Origin of the sequence: Actinopolymorpha sp. B11F2 (genome assembly GCF_040195635.1) — a bacterium.
Lineage (GTDB): Bacteria > Actinomycetota > Actinomycetes > Propionibacteriales > Actinopolymorphaceae > Thermasporomyces.
In genome coordinates, this window is sequence record NZ_JBEFTX010000003.1 from 426,738 (window position 1) to 442,435 (window position 15,698).

The 15,698-nt window shown below is 68.6% G+C and carries 16 protein-coding genes; 10 read left to right on the top strand and 6 right to left on the bottom strand.

Annotated features, from left to right (window positions below; genetic code table 11):
- Positions 1 to 106: 106 nt before the first annotated feature.
- From ABN034_RS08410 to ABN034_RS08420, 3 genes are all read left to right on the top strand, one after another.
- Positions 107 to 238, top strand: a complete 132-nt coding sequence (locus ABN034_RS08410; protein WP_349690425.1) for a hypothetical protein — start codon at positions 107 to 109, stop codon at positions 236 to 238.
- 174 nt (positions 239 to 412) lie between these two features.
- Complete coding sequence (locus ABN034_RS08415) at positions 413 to 1,681, top strand: MFS transporter (RefSeq protein ID WP_349690426.1); 1,269 nt, start codon at positions 413 to 415, stop codon at positions 1,679 to 1,681.
- Positions 1,682 to 1,882: 201 nt separating this feature from the next.
- Entirely contained in the window at positions 1,883 to 2,377 is a 495-nt protein-coding gene (locus tag ABN034_RS08420; RefSeq protein ID WP_349690427.1) for a cupredoxin domain-containing protein, read from the top strand.
- 40 nt (positions 2,378 to 2,417) lie between these two features.
- On the opposite strand, the gene ABN034_RS08425 is transcribed toward ABN034_RS08420, so the two are convergent.
- Positions 2,418 to 3,368 (bottom strand): cyclase family protein, encoded by a 951-nt coding sequence (locus ABN034_RS08425; protein WP_349690428.1) that lies wholly within the window; start codon positions 3,366 to 3,368, stop codon positions 2,418 to 2,420.
- 56 nt (positions 3,369 to 3,424) lie between these two features.
- Positions 3,425 to 3,931: a DUF1269 domain-containing protein gene (locus ABN034_RS08430; protein ID WP_349690429.1), complete on the bottom strand. Its 507-nt coding sequence runs from the start codon at positions 3,929 to 3,931 to the stop codon at positions 3,425 to 3,427.
- A 163-nt stretch (positions 3,932 to 4,094) separates the two neighbouring features.
- Here ABN034_RS08430 and ABN034_RS08435 point away from each other — a divergent pair, with 163 nt between their 5' ends.
- Complete coding sequence (locus ABN034_RS08435; RefSeq protein WP_349690430.1) at positions 4,095 to 6,425, top strand: FUSC family protein; 2,331 nt, start codon at positions 4,095 to 4,097, stop codon at positions 6,423 to 6,425.
- Here the strand turns inward: ABN034_RS08435 and ABN034_RS08440 are convergent.
- The 3 genes from ABN034_RS08440 to ABN034_RS08450 are packed head-to-tail and all read right to left on the bottom strand — an operon-like array spanning position 6,389 to position 10,346.
- Positions 6,389 to 7,429: a cytochrome d ubiquinol oxidase subunit II gene (locus tag ABN034_RS08440; protein ID WP_349690431.1), complete on the bottom strand. Its 1,041-nt coding sequence runs from the start codon at positions 7,427 to 7,429 to the stop codon at positions 6,389 to 6,391. The two genes, ABN034_RS08435 and ABN034_RS08440, sit on opposite strands and share 37 nt — an antisense overlap.
- Positions 7,429 to 8,949: a cytochrome ubiquinol oxidase subunit I gene (locus ABN034_RS08445; RefSeq protein ID WP_349690432.1), complete on the bottom strand. Its 1,521-nt coding sequence runs from the start codon at positions 8,947 to 8,949 to the stop codon at positions 7,429 to 7,431. Before ABN034_RS08445 ends, ABN034_RS08440 begins: the two co-directional genes overlap by 1 nt.
- On the bottom strand, positions 8,946 to 10,346 hold the full coding sequence (locus ABN034_RS08450) for an NAD(P)/FAD-dependent oxidoreductase (RefSeq protein ID WP_349690433.1): 1,401 nt from the start codon (positions 10,344 to 10,346) through the stop codon (positions 8,946 to 8,948). Before ABN034_RS08450 ends, ABN034_RS08445 begins: the two co-directional genes overlap by 4 nt.
- Positions 10,347 to 10,683: 337 nt before the next feature.
- Here ABN034_RS08450 and ABN034_RS08455 point away from each other — a divergent pair, with 337 nt between their 5' ends.
- Complete coding sequence (locus ABN034_RS08455) at positions 10,684 to 11,283, top strand: hypothetical protein (RefSeq protein WP_349690434.1); 600 nt, start codon at positions 10,684 to 10,686, stop codon at positions 11,281 to 11,283.
- A gap of 130 nt (positions 11,284 to 11,413) precedes the next feature.
- Here the strand turns inward: ABN034_RS08455 and ABN034_RS08460 are convergent, their stop codons facing one another.
- On the bottom strand, positions 11,414 to 12,787 hold the full coding sequence (locus ABN034_RS08460) for an FAD-binding oxidoreductase (protein WP_349690435.1): 1,374 nt from the start codon (positions 12,785 to 12,787) through the stop codon (positions 11,414 to 11,416).
- A gap of 126 nt (positions 12,788 to 12,913) precedes the next feature.
- Here ABN034_RS08460 and ABN034_RS08465 point away from each other — a divergent pair, with 126 nt between their 5' ends.
- The 5 genes from ABN034_RS08465 (at position 12,914) to ABN034_RS08485 (ending at position 15,692) form a co-directional block, all read left to right on the top strand.
- On the top strand, positions 12,914 to 13,531 hold the full coding sequence (locus ABN034_RS08465; RefSeq protein WP_349690436.1) for a DUF1707 SHOCT-like domain-containing protein: 618 nt from the start codon (positions 12,914 to 12,916) through the stop codon (positions 13,529 to 13,531).
- A 97-nt stretch (positions 13,532 to 13,628) separates the two neighbouring features.
- Positions 13,629 to 14,426: a protein phosphatase 2C domain-containing protein gene (locus tag ABN034_RS08470; protein ID WP_349690437.1), complete on the top strand. Its 798-nt coding sequence runs from the start codon at positions 13,629 to 13,631 to the stop codon at positions 14,424 to 14,426.
- A 59-nt stretch (positions 14,427 to 14,485) separates the two neighbouring features.
- Positions 14,486 to 14,710 (top strand): SRPBCC domain-containing protein, encoded by a 225-nt coding sequence (locus ABN034_RS08475; RefSeq protein WP_349690438.1) that lies wholly within the window; start codon positions 14,486 to 14,488, stop codon positions 14,708 to 14,710.
- The gene (locus ABN034_RS08480) at positions 14,700 to 14,903 is read left to right on the top strand and encodes a hypothetical protein (RefSeq protein ID WP_349690439.1); all 204 of its coding nucleotides are present in this window, start codon (positions 14,700 to 14,702) and stop codon (positions 14,901 to 14,903) included. Before ABN034_RS08475 ends, ABN034_RS08480 begins: the two co-directional genes overlap by 11 nt.
- Before the next feature lie 105 nt (positions 14,904 to 15,008).
- The gene (locus ABN034_RS08485) at positions 15,009 to 15,692 is read left to right on the top strand and encodes a DUF899 domain-containing protein (RefSeq protein ID WP_349690440.1); all 684 of its coding nucleotides are present in this window, start codon (positions 15,009 to 15,011) and stop codon (positions 15,690 to 15,692) included.
- Positions 15,693 to 15,698: the final 6 nt, after the last annotated feature.

Here is a 15,698-nt window from a genome sequence, read left to right on the forward strand (position 1 = left end):
TCGAACCCGGCGTGGTTTACGTGACCTGCCGTCTCGGTGATACTACGACCTGAACCTGAAAACGACTATCAATACAAACTAGTGAGAGGGGTTTCCACCATGTCTCTTGACGTGCCCGCGGCCGTTGCACCGGGTCGCGGCGTTCCGGCCGTCGGCGGTGGGCGGCGAACTGCACGCGGCGTTCGTGTCCCCACGCGGACAGCTGCTCAACCAGAGCCCGGAGTTGCGCAACTGCTGAGCAACTCGGGGGCGGGGTGGCCGCGCCGACGGCTCGCGACCGAACGTGGGCCGGGCCGAGCCGAGCCGGGTACGGAGCCGGCCACCCCGCAGGCACAGGCATGCGACGCCGGACACGTGGGCCTACCCGGGCGGCCGAACCGGCCGGGTTAGCCTTGTCTCTCGTGGTCGCTCGATGAGAACCTTCCGGCTGGCGCGATCGCTGTCCCCGGCGGTGCAGGTGTTGCTGGTCAACACGTTCGGCATCGCCTTCGGGTTCTTCGTCCTGATCCCCTTCCTTGCCACCTATCTTCGCGACGAGCGCCACCTCGCGGCGGCCGCGGTCGGTGCCATCCTCGGGCTGCGGGTCTTCTGCCAACAGGGCCTGACGCTCGTCGGCGGTACGGCGGCCGACCGGTTCGGCGCCCGCCCGGTGATCATCGTCGGCTGCGCCCTGCGGTGCGTGGCCTTCGGAATGTTCGCGATCGTCGACCAGGTGGTCGGACTCGTCGCGGCGTCGATGCTGGTCGGACTCGCGGGTGCGTTCTTCAGCCCGGCGGCTCGGGCGTACATCGCGGTCGAGGCAGGGGAGCGGCGGCTCGATGCCTTCGCCCTGCAGAACATCGCGAGCACCGTCGGGGCGCTGACCGGTCCCCTGCTGGGCAGCGTGATGGTCGCGGTCGACTTCCGGTGGACGGCGGGCGTGGCGGCGGCGATCTTCGGCGTTCTCACGATCTGGCAGTGCTTCGCGCTGCCCTCGCGGCCGGTCGAGCCGCTCACGCAGGGACTCGGCGCATCCGTGCGCGACGGTCTGCGCAACCGTGCGTTCACCGGATTCGCGGTGGCCACGTCCGTGCTCTTCCTGCTCTACAACCAGTTCTATCTGCTGCTTCCGCTCGAGGCGACCCGCGTCACCGGGTGGGCGGGCGCGGCCGGGTGCGTGTTCCTGGTGTCCACCGTGCTGACGTTGGCCGCCCAGCTCCGGATGATCAGGTGGCTACGCCGCCGCCTGGCGCCGGGTACGGCGATCACATGCGGCCTGGTCGCCACGGCGGCCTCGTTCGTGCCGTTGGCATGGAGTACGACGATGACGCCACTGGACGGGTCGGGCGACGACGGCACAGCGGTGGCCGCGGTCGTGGTGGCCGCGCTGCCGGTGTTGGCGGCGACACTGCTGCTGACGTTGGGACTCGACGTCGCGCAGCCCTACGCACTCGACCTGGTGAGCGGCTTCGCCCCCGTAGGGCTGACCGGAACCTACATCGGCCTCGCGACGACCGCCGCGGGCATCACCACCGCCCTCGGCAACACCGCCATCGGCTACGCCGAGGACCTCGGCCAGCGATGGTCGACGCCGTGGCTCAGCCCGGCCATGCTGGGAATCCTGGCAGTCGGCGCGGCGGTGACCGTTTCTGTGTTGCAGCGACGCGGGCGACTGAGCCTCGGCCCGCCGGAGCAGACCTGATACTCCACTTTGGAAAGAAGTGAAACACAAAGGCCTGTGCGGCGACGAATTCACCAGCTGCCGGAATTCGCTCCAACCGATCGCCTTCTGATCTAGATTCGAGACGTTCATTTGCTTTGTCTTCGGCGCCGTCAATGTCGGGCAGAAGTCATGTGCTGCCGGCAGAAGTCATCCGGTCACGGGGGTGTTCCCATGCGTGGGATGGGCCTGATCGTGGTACTCATCTCCGTCCTGTCGCTCACGGGGTGTAGCGGCGATCCGGAGCCTGCTCGATCCGGTGCGGCCACTCCGAAGCCGGCGAAGGCGACCCCAACCCTGCAGATCGGCAGCAAGGCTGAACTCGCCGGCGTGCGGGCCAACTATCACGGCACGAAGGACATCACTGGTGCGCGCAAGGTCAGCATCGAGATCGAGGACAACTACTTCTCTCCGACGGTGATCAAGGGAACGCCGGGGCAGCGCATCGTGGTGTCTTTGGAAAATGAGAGCCAGTCGCCGCATACCTTCACGATCGCTGGTACGTACATCGACATGCAGATCCAACCCGGTGGGATCTCGGAGGTGCCGGTGAGGTTGCCGAAGTCGGGAAACCTGTCGTTCTTCTGTACCTTCCAGAAGAAGAACGGCATGGCGGGTGTGTTCAATGCGTCCGGGCCGATCGACAAGCCCGGACCCAAGGCGACGGCGAGGCGTTAGTAAGCTCGCCGCCCGTAGGTCATGGCGTCGGCTCACCGGGTCAGAAGATCGCGAGCGGATTGACCGGGGAGCCCGTCCCGCCAGGAACCCGCAGGGGCGCCGCCACGAACAGGAACTCCCAGCGGTCCTCTCGCGCACACCTTTCGGCGAGCTCCTCGAAGTGCAGATAGTCCAACAGGTGGATCCCCATCGCGTTGATGGCGAGAACGTGCACGGGAAAGGCGACCCCTTCGGTCGTACTCGGTGCGGTGTCGCTGTTGGCGTCACACCCGAGCGCAGCGACCTCCCGCTCGGCCAGAAAGGTCACCGTTGCCGGATGCAAGCCGGCCTTGACACGCGTCGTGTCCCACGGTCCGAGCTCGTCAAGCCGGCGAGCATGCCCGGTGCGGACGAGCAGGATGTCCCCGGTGCCGACCCGCACCCGCTGCTCGTGTTCGGCGGCTTCGAGGTCCTTCCGGTAGACGTGCTGGCCGGGCTCGACCCACCGGCTGCCGCGCACCCTCGGGATGTCGAGCAGAACCCCGCGGCCCACCAGCCCTCCGGCGAGCATCGCGATCGAGGCGTGCTCGGCACCGTAGGTCGTCACCGTCTCGGCAGGTACGCCACCGTAGAGCAGGCCGTCGAAGTCGACGTGGCACAAGGCATCGAGGTGGCTGTGCGTGTCATGGTGGTAGTCGAGGCCCACATAGTCGGTGCCGAAGTGGACGGTGCCAGTGGCGTCGACGTCGCTCTCGCCGTCAGGTTCCGGTGTCGACGTCATGACGTGCACAGCCGGCGACGGATTCGCCGGGCCCCTGTGCGTGTCGAGGACCCGGCCGAGCGGCACCGTCACTCCCGTACGCACCAGTCGGGCGGCCGCCGCGACGCGGTCCGGGGTGAGATGACGCAGCGCCCCACGTTCGGACCGTTCGCCTGACCTGTCCCAGGCGGAGACGGCGGTGAAGAGCGTACGAAACTCACCGGCCGACAGGTGACTGGTCGTCTGTGCCATGGTGATCGCCTGCCCGCTGGCGGCACTGCTGTCGGACCGCTTCCTCGCCGGGCACGCTAGCCCTGCTCGGCGTTGGCGGCCGCGAGCTGCTTGTCGAGCTCCCGACCTTCGAGGTCGACCTCTTTCTCGACCAGCCGCTCGGCCCGGGTGAGAGCCTTGTCGAGCTTCTCCGCGAGCCGGTCCCGTCCGATGACGATCAACGCGGCCTCGCCGGTGTCGAGGGTCTCGCCGAGCTCCCGGACATCCTTGCGTGACATGCCGTGCGCGAAGTGCCCGACGAGGCCACCCGCGACGCCGCCGACGAACGCGGTGCCGACGATCGACGGCGGGAACAGGATCCCGAGTACCGCGCCGACACCGACGCCCGTCCAGGTGCCTCGACGGGTCGGCGTCTCGACCTTGTGGACATGGACGTCCCCGTCGTGCCGGTCGACCACGGCAGCGTCGTACGTCCCGATCGCGCCCTCCCGGTGCAGGGTCTTCACCGCCTGCAGGTCGGCCTCGGCATCGGCTTCGTTCGCGTACGTACCGAGATAGACGAATACGTCGTGGCTCTTCGCCATCACATTCCCCCAACATCTGGTCGGACATTTTCCGCCGCACTCTCACCATCCCGCCGCCGCACCCGCGGTCCCCTCACCCGGGCCGGGTGAAGTCGGGCATGACGTGTGCGCGCCGCAAGCCCCGTCGATGGGTACGGGTCGGGTGGCAACGGGAGGAGAGCTGATGACCGCGCTCGGGCGTGTGCTCGTGGGCCCTCGGCGGCACGCGGTCGGCCGTGCCCTGCGTGGCGCGATCGTCATTCCCACGCTCTTCGCGTTCGCCCATGTGGTGATCGGCAACCGCCAGGTGGAGCTCTTCGCGGCATTCGGTGCGTTCGCGCTGTTGGTCATGGTCGAGTTCTCCGGCCGGCGGAGTACGCAGGTGGTGGCGTACGCCGCGCTGGCGCTGACCGGTGCCGTCATGATCGCGATCGGGACACTGTGCTCCGGGAATCCCTGGGTCGCGGCGTCGGTGACCACGGTCGTCGGCTTCCTCGTGCTCTATTCCGGTGTGGTCAACGGCTACTTCGCGGCGGCCGGCAACGGAGCGGTGCTCACGCTCGTCCTTCCGGTCTCGCTGCCCGGCGGTGTCAGCGACCTGCCGGACCGGCTCGCGGGCTGGGGCCTGGCATGCGCGGTCGGAATTCCGGCCGCGATGTTCCTCCTGGCCGACCAGCCGACCGACCGGCTGCGGCTGGCGGTCGCCGATGCGTGCGTCGCCGTGGCGCGCCTGATCGAGGCGGCAGGGCTGGCGGGCCCGACGCGCCCGGCCGCACCCGGTGAGGCGCCGATGAAGCGGACGGCGGCCGGCACGATCGCGGAGATGCGGGACATCGCCGTCGGTACGCCGTTCCACCGGACCGGCGCCGCTGGCACGGACCGGGCGCTCGCCTGCCTGGTCAACGAGATCGACTGGTTGCTCACCCTCGTGCAGGCCGCGGCCGCGACCAGGGACGACACACCCGCACCGGCGGCACAGGGGGAGAACCGCCGGGTCGGCGCCCAGGTCGTCGGCGTCCTCCAGGCGAGCGCGGACCGGTTACGTCGGGGGAACGGCGTACCGGATATCGAGGCGTTGGAGCGCGCCCGCTCGCAGATGGCGCTCACGGTCCTTCGCCGGATCGACGAGACGTCGGTCGCGCGACCGGATCCGGAGGACAGGGCCCTGCTCGCGGCGATCGAGCCGGCGTTGCGCATGCGGGCGCTGGCGTTCGCCACGGCGGCGGTGGCGGTCAGTGCCCTCCGCGCCACCGGTGGCGCGGTCAGCGAGAGCGGTGTCGGGGGGAGTACGCCGGCGGACAGCGCCACACGCGAAGCAGTGGCGGGCGGTATCGAGGCGCGGCCTGTGCCGTCCGCCGCGTTGGTCGGACAACGGGCCCGTGAGGGCCTGACCGCGGCGGTGCGGAACTTCCGCCCGGACTCGCTGTGGTTCCGCAACTGCGCCCGGGGCGCCGTCGGGCTCGGCGTCGCCGTCCTGGTCGCCCACCTGGCCCACCTGCAGCACGGCTTCTGGGTCGTGCTCGCCACGTTGGCGGTGTTGCGGTCGAACGCCTTGCGGACCAGCTCGACGGTCGTCCGGGCGGTCGCCGGGACGGTCGTCGGCGTCGTGGCGGGCGGCGCCCTGATGGTGGCCATCGGATCGCACCAGGTGGTCCTGTGGGCGATCTTTCCGGTGGCGGTGTTCTTCGCGAGCTATGCGGCCGGACGGCTGTCGTTCGGTGCCGGGCAGGCGGCGTTCTCGCTCATGGTGCTCATCCTGTTCAACCTGATCGTGCCGACCGGCTGGCAGGTGGGCCTGGTCCGGCTCGAGGACATCGCCGTCGGCTCGGCGATCAGCCTGCTGGTCGGGATTCTCCTGTGGCCCCGAGGGGTCACGACCGTGCTGACCCACGACCTGTCCGCGGCGTACCGTTCGGCGATCGCCTACGTCACCGCATCCGTACGCCGGATCGCGGGCGTGCCGGGAGCCGAGCCGCTGGCCGCGTTCGCCCACCCGGCCATCGACGCGGGCCGCCGCCTGGACGAGGCGTTCGGCCACTATCTGACCGACTGGGGTGCGCGGCCGATCCCGGTGGCGGACGTGGGCGCGCTGGTGGCGGGTGCGAACCAACTCCGGTTGGCGGGCCACTCCCTGCATCACCTGGCCGGAGCCGTTGACCACCGGGCCGATGCGTTCGGTGCGCGGGATCCGGCGATGGTGTCCTACGCCGAAGGGATCGAGGCGTGGTACGAGGACCTCTGCGGCGCGCTGACCAGCGACGGCTCCATACCGCCACCGGCACCTGTCGATCCCGCCGACGAGACCCATCGGCTGGCCTGCCTGCGTCAGGCGGCGGCCGAGGGCAGGCAGTCACCTGCCGGCCATCGGCTGCAGCTGCTCTGGATCCATCAGGTGCTGGACGAGCTTCGGCAGCTGGAGGCGAAGCTCGCCGAGCCGGCGGCGCGGGTGCGTCAGGCAGCCCGTCGCGGCGGCCGGTCTCAGGTGCTGCCGCGCGGTTTCAGGTCCTCGTCGTGATCGGCCTCCAGCGCACCCATGGCGTCCAGCCGGTAGAGCAGGACGAGCGGTGGGATGACGAGGATGGCCGCGACCACGACGACGAGCACCAGCCAGTTCAGTGAACTGCTGGGCGCGGCGCCCTGCTCGATGGTCAGCGAGGTCGGAAGGATGTACGGATGCTGGGCGACGCCCCACGCGAACACGGTCGCGCCGACCGCGCCGACCGCCGTCACCCGGGGGATCCGGGGGATGCCGCGGCCGACGAGAACGGCCGTGAGGACCGTGAGGACCGGTATCCCGAGGGTGAAGAGCAGCGCCCCACCACTCCACAGCCCGGCGAAGAGGCGGGGTGTGTCGAACCGCACCACGGCGAGAGCCGCCGCACCGACCACCATGAAGGCGCCCGCCGCCACGACGGAGCGGCGGCGGAAGTACGTCACCAGGTCCGGTGCGCCGAACCGGCCCGCGTCGCCGGTCAGGAACACCGCCGCGATGAATGCGGTGGCGGCGAGCGACACGAGACCGAACGCGACGGACGTGGGATTGAGCCAGCTCGACACGATCGTGGCGTCACGGCTGCCCAGCGGGACCCGCCCGGACGCGATCGCGCCGAGTGCGGCCGCGAAGAAGAAGGGCGTCAGGATCGAGGAGACGCCGAACAACGCGGTGAAGCGGAGCCGGCTCCTCGGGTGCCGGGTCGGCTTGCGGAACGCGAAGCCGACACCCCGCAGGATGAGTCCGAGAATGGCGAGCGTGAGCGGGATCCATGCCGCGGAGAACACCGCCGCGAAGACCTGGGGAAAGCCGGTCCACGTGATGACGAGGACGAAGACCAGCCAGACGTTGTTGACCTCCCAGACCGGGGCCATCGCGTAGTCGATGAGCCGCCGGGGGCGGTCGCCGCGCTCGACGCCGCCGGCCGCGAGATCCCACATGCCCGCGCCGTAGTCGGTACCGCCGCCGCAGGAGTACGCCGCCACACCCAGGAGCAGGACGAGGGCGACAATGGTGGCGGCCGTCATCACGGGGTCCCGTCCCGATCCTCGTCGTCGCGCTGCGGGGGACCTTCAGCTGAATCCGGCGGCGGAGTGTTTCCAGTCGTGGTTCCCGCCTCCGACGGCGGGCGCTTCTCGGCTTCGGGCGCTTCCCGCACGGCGGCCTCCGCGTCGGCCAGCTGCCAGCGCAGCCGAAGCCGCAACAGCAGCCGGATGAACGCCGTCGCGATGAGGACGTAGAGGACGACGATGACGGCGAAGGTCGTCCAGATCGTCGCGGGTCCCACGCTGCGGGTCACCGCCTCGGACACCCGCATGAATCCGTACACGATCCATGGTTGGCGGCCCACCTCGGTCGTGATCCAGCCGAACTCGATGGCGAGGATGGCCGCCAGCCCGGACAGGGCGGTGCACCGGAAGAACCACCGCGACCGTGGCAGGTCGCGATGCCGCCACCAGGCAAGGGCGTACCACGCCGAGAGTCCGAACAGCAGGGTGCCGAGGATCACCATGAGGTCGAACGACGTGTGGACGAGCGTCGCGAGCTCAGGTGACGGGCGGTTGTTCACCGGTACCGACGCCAACCCCTGGACACGGGTGTCGGGGCTGAACCCGGCGAGCATCGAGTCGAGCCACGGAATCGGGATGCCGCCGGAGACGGTGCCGTCGGCGTTGAGCCGGCCGAAGATGTACTCCGGCACCCGCGTGTCGGTTCTCCAGACCAGCTCCATGGCGGCGAACTTCACCGGCTGCTCACGGAAGACGGCGCGGGCGATGATATCGCCGACGATGAGCTGGATCGGCGTGGCGATCGCCGCCACCGTGAAGGGCACGGTGATGCCGAGCTTGTGATAGCGGTCCCGGCGCCCGCGCAGCCAACCCACCGCATAGATGCTGGCGACACCGAAACCGGCGGCCATGTACGCGGCGAGGATGAAGTGCCAGTACTGCGGGCCGAGCAGGGGCGTGAAGAGAACCCGCCGGATGTCGATCGCGCTCGGGTTCCCGCTGGCGTCGAGGGTGAATCCGCGCGGTGAGTTCATCCAGGCGTTCGCCGCGAGGATCCCGAACGCACCGAGCAGGGCGACGGCCGGCAGCGGCAGGCCGACGAGGAAGTGTGTCCACGGTTTGAGGCGTCGCCAACCGTAGAGATAGATGCTGATGAGGATCGCTTCCAGGAAGAACGCCCAGGCCTCGATGCCGAAGCCGCTGCCGAAGACTCCGCCCCAACGGCCCATGAGACCTGGCCAGAGCAGGCCGAACTCGAACGAGAGGATCGTGCCGGACACGACCCCCACCGCGAACTGGATCGCCATCACCACCGACCATCGGCGGGCGAGCTTCAACGCCACCTCGTCCTTCTTCCGCAGGCCACGCCAGTTCATGACCAGGGTGATGAACGGCAGTGCGACGCCGAGCGGCACCAGGATGATGTGCGTCATCAGGGTGAACGCCATCTGGAGGCGGGCCGGCAGCGTCTGCGGCGGAGGCTGGGCGAGCAGCAGGTCCGCCGCGACGGTCATCGCCTGAGGCGCGATGTCGATCACGGGTGTTCCCCTGGCGGCCGTGGTGGTGCGGCTGGCGCCGGGGGCGCTGGTGACCCCGGACGCTCGGGCGACCCTGGAGCCGTCGGGGCGTAGATCTCGCGGGCCGCTTCGAGCTGGCGGGTCGTGAACGCACGCTCGCGGCGTGCCTCCGAGGTGAACGCGACGAGCCAGCTGAGGACGGCACCCACCCGGTTGCGGTAGCCGGTGAGGAACGCGATGTGCAGCAGCAACCAGCCGAGCCAGCCGAGGAACCCGCTGATGCGGAGGGATCCCACGGACATGACGGCACGTCCGCGCGCGATGTAGGCGGCTGAGCCCAGATCCCTGTACCTGAACGGCTTCTGCGGCTTCTGTCGGCACTCGACCTGATGCCTGATCCGGGTCGCGGCGTACATCCCTGCCTGCATGGCGACTTCGGCGACGCCGGGCAACCGGTCCAGGCTCATGATGTCCCCGACGACGGAGATCTCGGGATGCCCCGGGATCGTGAGGTCCGGCGCGACCTTGATCCGGCCCGACCGGTCCTGCTCGGCTCCTGCGGCCTTGGCGAGGGTGTCCGCCACTGCAGGTGCGGTGACACCGGCCGTCCACAGGATCGTTCCCGCGTCGTAGCGGATGGTCCTGCCGTCAGCCTGCCTGACGTCGAGGCCTTCGTCGTCGACACTGGTCACCCGGGTGCGCAGGTGAAGTTCGACGCCGAGCTGGGTGAGTGAGCGCGCGGTCTTGTCGGCGAGCTTCGTACCGAAGGACGCGAGCGGCTCGTCGCCGCCGTCGAAGAGGAGAACCCGCGCGTCCTCCGGTGTGATCGTCCGGTATTCGTTGCGTAGCGTGTGCGTGGCGAGTTCGCGGATCTGCCCGGCCAGTTCGACACCGGTCGGTCCGGCGCCGACCAGGGCGAACGTCAACCAGTGCTTGCGTTCGTCCGCGTTCGCCGCCGACTCCGCCAACTCGAACGCGCCGAACACCTTCTGCCGGATGGTCAGCGCGTCCAGGACCGACTTCATTCCTGGTGCGTAACGGGCGAACTCGTCGTGCCCGAAATAGGACTGCTCGACCCCGGCGGCGACGATCAGATCGTCATAGTCGACACGTACCTCAAAACCGTGCGGTCGGTGGGCGATCACCTGTCGGCGGTCCAGGTCGAAGTCGGTCACTTCGGCGAGCAGGGACTCGACATTGTGGTGCCGCCTGAGGACGCTTCGAAACGGCGCGGCGATTTCGCCCTCGGAAAGGATTCCGGTTGCGCACTGGTAAAGCAGCGGTTGGAAAAGGTGGTGAGCCGCACGGTCGATCAGCGTCACCCTGACCGGTGCGTGGCGAAACGAGCGGGCTGCGAAGAGTCCCGCGAATCCCCCGCCGACGATCACGATGCGTCGCGGCCTGATGTGATCGTCCATGATTCCCAGGGTGTCGGCCAGCCGTGAGCACCGGGACCACCCTCAGCGGGTGAAGCCGGGCGTTTGGTCCTGTTGTCTCCCGCGGTTCTCTTTCCCTGCTTGGCAAATCCCCCAACCCGACGACTCGCCATTGTCTCCCTCAGAGGCAACGCGAAGCGTGCGGAATTCGCCCACAAGTGGTGGTCATGTCCGGTCATTGCTGCCAGACATTGAAGCCGCGATTTCCGCCCGGCTGTGAAAGGTCGCACCTAGGATGACGAATCAGTAGTACGCAAGTCACAGAGCGTCTCGATGCGTGCAGGGCAACGAGCGGGATGCCATGCGGGGGAGGGGAATGATGAGCAGCACCGCTGGTCGCGAAGGCGGAAGCTACAGCTGGAAAGACCCACGGACATTCTTCGGACTGCTGTTGATCGTCGCGTTCGGCGCGTTCGTGTCGTACCTCTCGATGCGCGCGAATGCCTGGAACCAGTATCTCAGTCTCTATGCCGGCGTCACAGCCGTGATGACCGGCGTTCTCGGCGCCATTCTCGGAGCGGTGATCACCGCCAGCCGGGTGACGGACGCCAAGACCGAGATGAACCACGCCATCATCGAACGCCAGGAAGCCCAGACCAAGCTCGAGGCCATCTATCACACGCTCGCCGACGCCCGCGAAACCCTGGCGAAGGTCGAACTCGTGCTACGCGAAGCCGGTGCCCTGCGGCATGCGCGGAAGAACGACGGTACGAAGTTCGTCGAGCGGATCGGCTTCGATTCGTCGGTGCTGAACGACGCCGTCAACCCGGTCAAGGCCAAGCTGCCGCCGGAGGCGGAGTTCGTCGACGCGACCCGCGTCCACGAGGTCGACCCCAAGCTCGACACGCTCGCGCTGAGCGCGGAGGAGCTTCTCGACGAGGTACGCAGCCGGCACCGGTACCTCAAGCGCCCGGTGTAGAAAGCCCGGTGTAGAAAGCCCGGAGTAGAAAGCCGGGCGCCCGGGCTGCCGCCAGTTCGGCACGTGGGATGAGGGGCCCCCTCGCGCGAACCTCGTGCGTGAGGGGGCCTTCTTTCTCGGTCGCCAGGCCCTATTCCGGCCTGATGTTCTGGTTCAGGTGGAAGAGGTTGCCCGGGTCGTACTTCTTCTTGATCGCGACGAGCCGCTCGTAGTTGGCGCTGTAGTTGTCTTCGGTTCTGGCCTGGTCGTCGCCGGACATGAAGTTGATGTAGCCGGCTTCCTCAGAATGCGGCGCGATGGCGGAGTAGTAGTCGCGTACCCACGAGATGTTCTGTGCATTGTCGGCCGGGTCGGGCCAGATTCCGGCGATCACCGTGGCGAAGGTCGTGTCCCGATAGGCAAAGGCAGTGGCGTCGCCCGCCACCTCGTTACACGCACCGTTGACGGGATAGATGTGCACGGTCGAGTTCAACGCCGGGAGCCGCGGTCCGAACTCCAGGTGGGCGTCGACCGCGGGATCAGTGAGCTCCCGGGCGAAGTTGGCCTTCCAGTACTGCTGCATACCCGGCGGGACGAGCGCATCGAACGCCGTGTTCAGGGCGGGGTAGGGCATCGGTCCGAGAAACTCCGCGACCACGGGAGCGACGTCGCGAATCGGTGCCACCATCGAAGGACCCTCCGAGAGTGGTCCCGCCCAGCATGACACAAGGCCCACCAGCAGATCGCCGTGGCGATCTGGCGGAATGAACGGCAGCGGCGGCGCGATCTGGAACGCCGGAAAGACGGCGAGTTGATGGTCGGCCGAGGTGATGAAGTCGCGGTAGAACTCCAACACGTCACGTGCCCTTTCGAGTTCGAAGAAGACCGGCCCGCCGTAGATGTCGGCGACCGGGCTGAGCCGAAACTCGAACGACGTGACGACACCGAAGTTCCCGCCACCGCCACGGATGGCCCAGTAGAGGTCGGCATTGTCCTGCGCACTCGCCAGGAGAAACTGCCCGTCGGCGGTGACGACATCGGCTGCGACCAGATTGTCGCAGGACAGGCCGAGGCTGCGGGTCAGATAGCCGATCCCACCGCCGAGGGTGAGTCCGGCGATTCCGGTGGTGGAGATGATCCCGCCGGTCGTGGCAAGCCCGAACGGATACGTCGCGGCGTTGAAGTCGCCCCAGGTGGCGCCGCCGTCCGCACGGGCCAGCCGGCGGACGGGATCGACCCGGACGCCGCGCATCCGGCTGAGGTCGATGACCACCCCGTCGTCGCAGGTGCCGAACCCGGGCACGCTGTGCCCACCGCCGCGGACCGCGAGGTCGAGACTGTTGTCGCGGGCGAAATCGACCGCGGCCATCACGTCGCCGGAATTGGCGGGCCGGACGATGAGGCGCGGATGCCGGTCGATCATCGCGTTGTTGACGCGGCGTGCCTGGTCGTATTCGTCGTCCGCCGCGGTGATGACGCGGCCACGAAGGCGTTCGCGGAGTTGCTGGAGCGCGGAATCGACCATGATCGGTCCCCCTGATGTCGTAACATCCCGATGCGCTGGCGCTGGCCTGAAGTCCAACCTACGCCCGGACCGCGCAGGAGAAATGGGTACGCGCCCACAACCCCCATGTCCCACTATCGTGTCGCCATGACGAATCTGCCTGAGCCGGTGCACCCACGGGCGCACCTCCGCGCGTCCGACGCGGATCGCGAACGCGTGGTCCAGCTGCTCGGTGAGGCGCTTGCGGACGGGCGGCTGGAAGCGCATGAGCATTCCGAGCGCCTCGACGCGGTCTACACCGCGAAGACTTTGGGGGAACTGGTACCGCTGACCCATGACCTGTCCGATGTGGCGGAAACGCCGGGCGCGGACACGCAGGGGCGGACCCGGAGCCCCGTGATCGACCAGGCCGGGGCGTCCGCCGAGACCGACCACCTGATCGGGATCTTCGGCGGTGGCGAACGGAAAGGTCGCTGGCGCGTGCGGCGTCGGACGAATGCGGTCGCGGTGTTCGGCGGCTTCGATCTGGACATGACCGAGGCGACTTTCGACGCGCGTAGGGTCGAGATCAGGTTGTTCGCCCTCTTTGGTGGGATCAGCATCACCATTCCCGATGGCGTCGAAGTGCAGAACCAGTGCGGCGGCGTCGTCGGTGGCGTCAGCATCAACACCGGCGACACGCCACCCCCGCCTGGTGCGCCGGTCATCGTGCTCAAGGGCGTGGCGATCTTCGGCGGTGGCGATATCCACGTACGCCGGAAGTAGCACCTGGGTCGGAGGCGGTGGGACGGCTCCGGCTGGGCATAAGGTCCAAAGGTGCCACCGTGGGTGAAGGAACTGGCTTGCTGAGGAGCCGCGACGCATGCAGGTGACGTTCGCGACCGTTGCCGGTGATCCCGCGATCCCGAACGAGGACTTCGTGGTGGCGTCCCCGGATGTGGTGGTCGTCGTTGACGGGGTGACACCGCTCGATCGGTCCGACACCGGCTGCCGGCATGGCGTCGCGTGGTACGCCCGGACGCTCGGGACCCGCCTCTTCTCCCTGGCGGGGAAGGGTTCCGACCCACTCACCGACTGCCTCGCCGCAGCGATCGCCGAGACTCGGAACGCGCATGGCGGCGGCTGCGATCCCGCGCATCCGGACAGCCCGGCCGCGACGGTGGCGGTCGTACGTCTCCGCGAGGGGACGCTCGAACATCTGGTCCTGTCCGACGCGGCCATCGTCGTGGACACCGGCGGGGAACCGCGGCTCATCACCGACAACCGGGCGGGCCAGGTAGGTCGCCGGCTGCGCGCGGATGGGATACGCCCGACGGGCCCGGTGGTTCGAGCGCGGCGGAACCAGCATGGCGGCTACTGGGTGGCGGCCGAACGTCCGGAGTCGGCGTACGAAGCGCTCACCGGTGAGTCCGCACTGTCGGGCGTACGCACGGTGGTGGCGGCCACCGACGGGGCGACCCGCCTCGTCGACACGTTCGGGTGGGGTGACTGGCGGGACGCCGTCGAGGCACTGCGCGCGGGCGGCCCGGACGCATGGATCGCCCAGACCCGGGCCGCCGAACGCGCGGACGCGGGGCAACCGGCAGGCCAGCGCCGCACCACGGCGAAGGTGCACGACGACGCGACGCTGGCCCTCCTCCGCGTACACGGAGACGTGTAGGCCCCGGACCAGCGGCGACACCGCCGACATGCGCGTCGAACGGGTCGAGGGAGCCGACGGTGTTCGGCTTCACCTGGCACATCTACGGCCTGCCCGAGGGGGATCCGCGCCGCACCTATGTCGAGTTCACGCTCGAACCGGTCGGTACGGGGACGCGGCTGACCATCGTCGAATCCGGCTTCGCCCAGTTGCCGGAAGACGCCCACCACAAGGCGTACGACGGCAACACCCAGGGCTGGGCAAGCGAGCTGGGCGACCTGGTCGACTACCTCGATGCCGCCTGACACCGAGGCGATCGCCGAACACCTGGCCCTGATGGCAGAGGCCGGCCTGGTGACGGCCGAACCTGGGGAGCGGCGCCGGGTGCGGTACCGGCTCCACTCCGCCCCGATGCAAGTGGCACAACAGTTCCTGGCCGCGCTGGCCCGCGACTGGGACGGCCAGCTCGATGCGTTGAAGGACCACCTCAGCCGGTAAGCCCCGCGCGGCGACACCACAGATGGTCGCCCGGGCCCCTGGGCAAGCCGAACGGGACCAGCCAGGGGCGTGGGTATGAACCTGAGCGGGAAGGAGAACATCACCATGAAAAGACCACCGATCGTTTCGCCACAGGAGTGGGAGGCTGCGCGCGAGCAGCTGCTCGTGAAGGAGAAGGAGCTGACCCGAGCCCGTGATGCGCTGGCCGCGGCGCGTCGGCGGATGCCGTGGCTGACGGTGGAGAAGGCGTACGAGTTCGACGGACCTGCGGGTAGGGCGAGCCTGCTTGACCTGTTCGAGGGTCGTCGACAGCTGATCGTCTACCGCGCCTTCTTCGAGCCCGGTGTGTCCGGCTGGCCCGACCACGCCTGTGTCGGCTGTTCCATGGTGGCCGATCACGTCGGCCACCTCGCCCATCTGAACGCCCGTGACACCACACTCGTCTTCGCCTCGCGTGCGCCGCAGCCGGACATCGAGCGGGTGAAGGCGCGGATGGGCTGGACGATGCCGTGGTACACCATGACCGACGAGTTCGACGCCGACTTCGGTGTGGACGAGTGGCACGGCACGAACGCGTTCATCCGCGAGGATGACAGCGTGTTCCGCACGTACTTCATCAACGCCCGTGGCGACGAGGCGCTGGGAAACACCTGGAGTCACCTCGACATGACCGCACTCGGGCGTCAGGAGCAGTGGGAGGACTCGCCCGAGGGCTACCCCCAAACCCCGCCGTACGAATGGTGGCACTGGCACGACGAATACGGCGACGCCGAACGGGCGCAGGGGTAGGCGGAC

Excerpts from the sequence above, each read along its gene's own strand:
- ABN034_RS08480 (WP_349690439.1), top strand. The coding sequence starts at position 14,700 with ATGCCGCCTGACACCGAGGCGATCGCCGAACACCTGGCCCTGATGGCA.
- ABN034_RS08435 (WP_349690430.1), top strand. The coding sequence starts at position 4,095 with ATGACCGCGCTCGGGCGTGTGCTCGTGGGCCCTCGGCGGCACGCGGTC.
- ABN034_RS08415 (WP_349690426.1), top strand. The coding sequence starts at position 413 with ATGAGAACCTTCCGGCTGGCGCGATCGCTGTCCCCGGCGGTGCAGGTG.
- ABN034_RS08455 (WP_349690434.1), top strand. The coding sequence starts at position 10,684 with ATGAGCAGCACCGCTGGTCGCGAAGGCGGAAGCTACAGCTGGAAAGAC.
- ABN034_RS08430 (WP_349690429.1), bottom strand. The coding sequence starts at position 3,931 with ATGGCGAAGAGCCACGACGTATTCGTCTATCTCGGTACGTACGCGAAC.
- ABN034_RS08425 (WP_349690428.1), bottom strand. The coding sequence starts at position 3,368 with ATGGCACAGACGACCAGTCACCTGTCGGCCGGTGAGTTTCGTACGCTC.
- ABN034_RS08440 (WP_349690431.1), bottom strand. The coding sequence starts at position 7,429 with ATGACGGCCGCCACCATTGTCGCCCTCGTCCTGCTCCTGGGTGTGGCG.
- ABN034_RS08460 (WP_349690435.1), bottom strand. The coding sequence starts at position 12,787 with ATGGTCGATTCCGCGCTCCAGCAACTCCGCGAACGCCTTCGTGGCCGC.
- ABN034_RS08465 (WP_349690436.1), top strand. The coding sequence starts at position 12,914 with ATGACGAATCTGCCTGAGCCGGTGCACCCACGGGCGCACCTCCGCGCG.
- ABN034_RS08485 (WP_349690440.1), top strand. The coding sequence starts at position 15,009 with ATGAAAAGACCACCGATCGTTTCGCCACAGGAGTGGGAGGCTGCGCGC.
- ABN034_RS08450 (WP_349690433.1), bottom strand. The coding sequence starts at position 10,346 with ATGGACGATCACATCAGGCCGCGACGCATCGTGATCGTCGGCGGGGGA.
- ABN034_RS08420 (WP_349690427.1), top strand. The coding sequence starts at position 1,883 with ATGGGCCTGATCGTGGTACTCATCTCCGTCCTGTCGCTCACGGGGTGT.
- ABN034_RS08470 (WP_349690437.1), top strand. The coding sequence starts at position 13,629 with ATGCAGGTGACGTTCGCGACCGTTGCCGGTGATCCCGCGATCCCGAAC.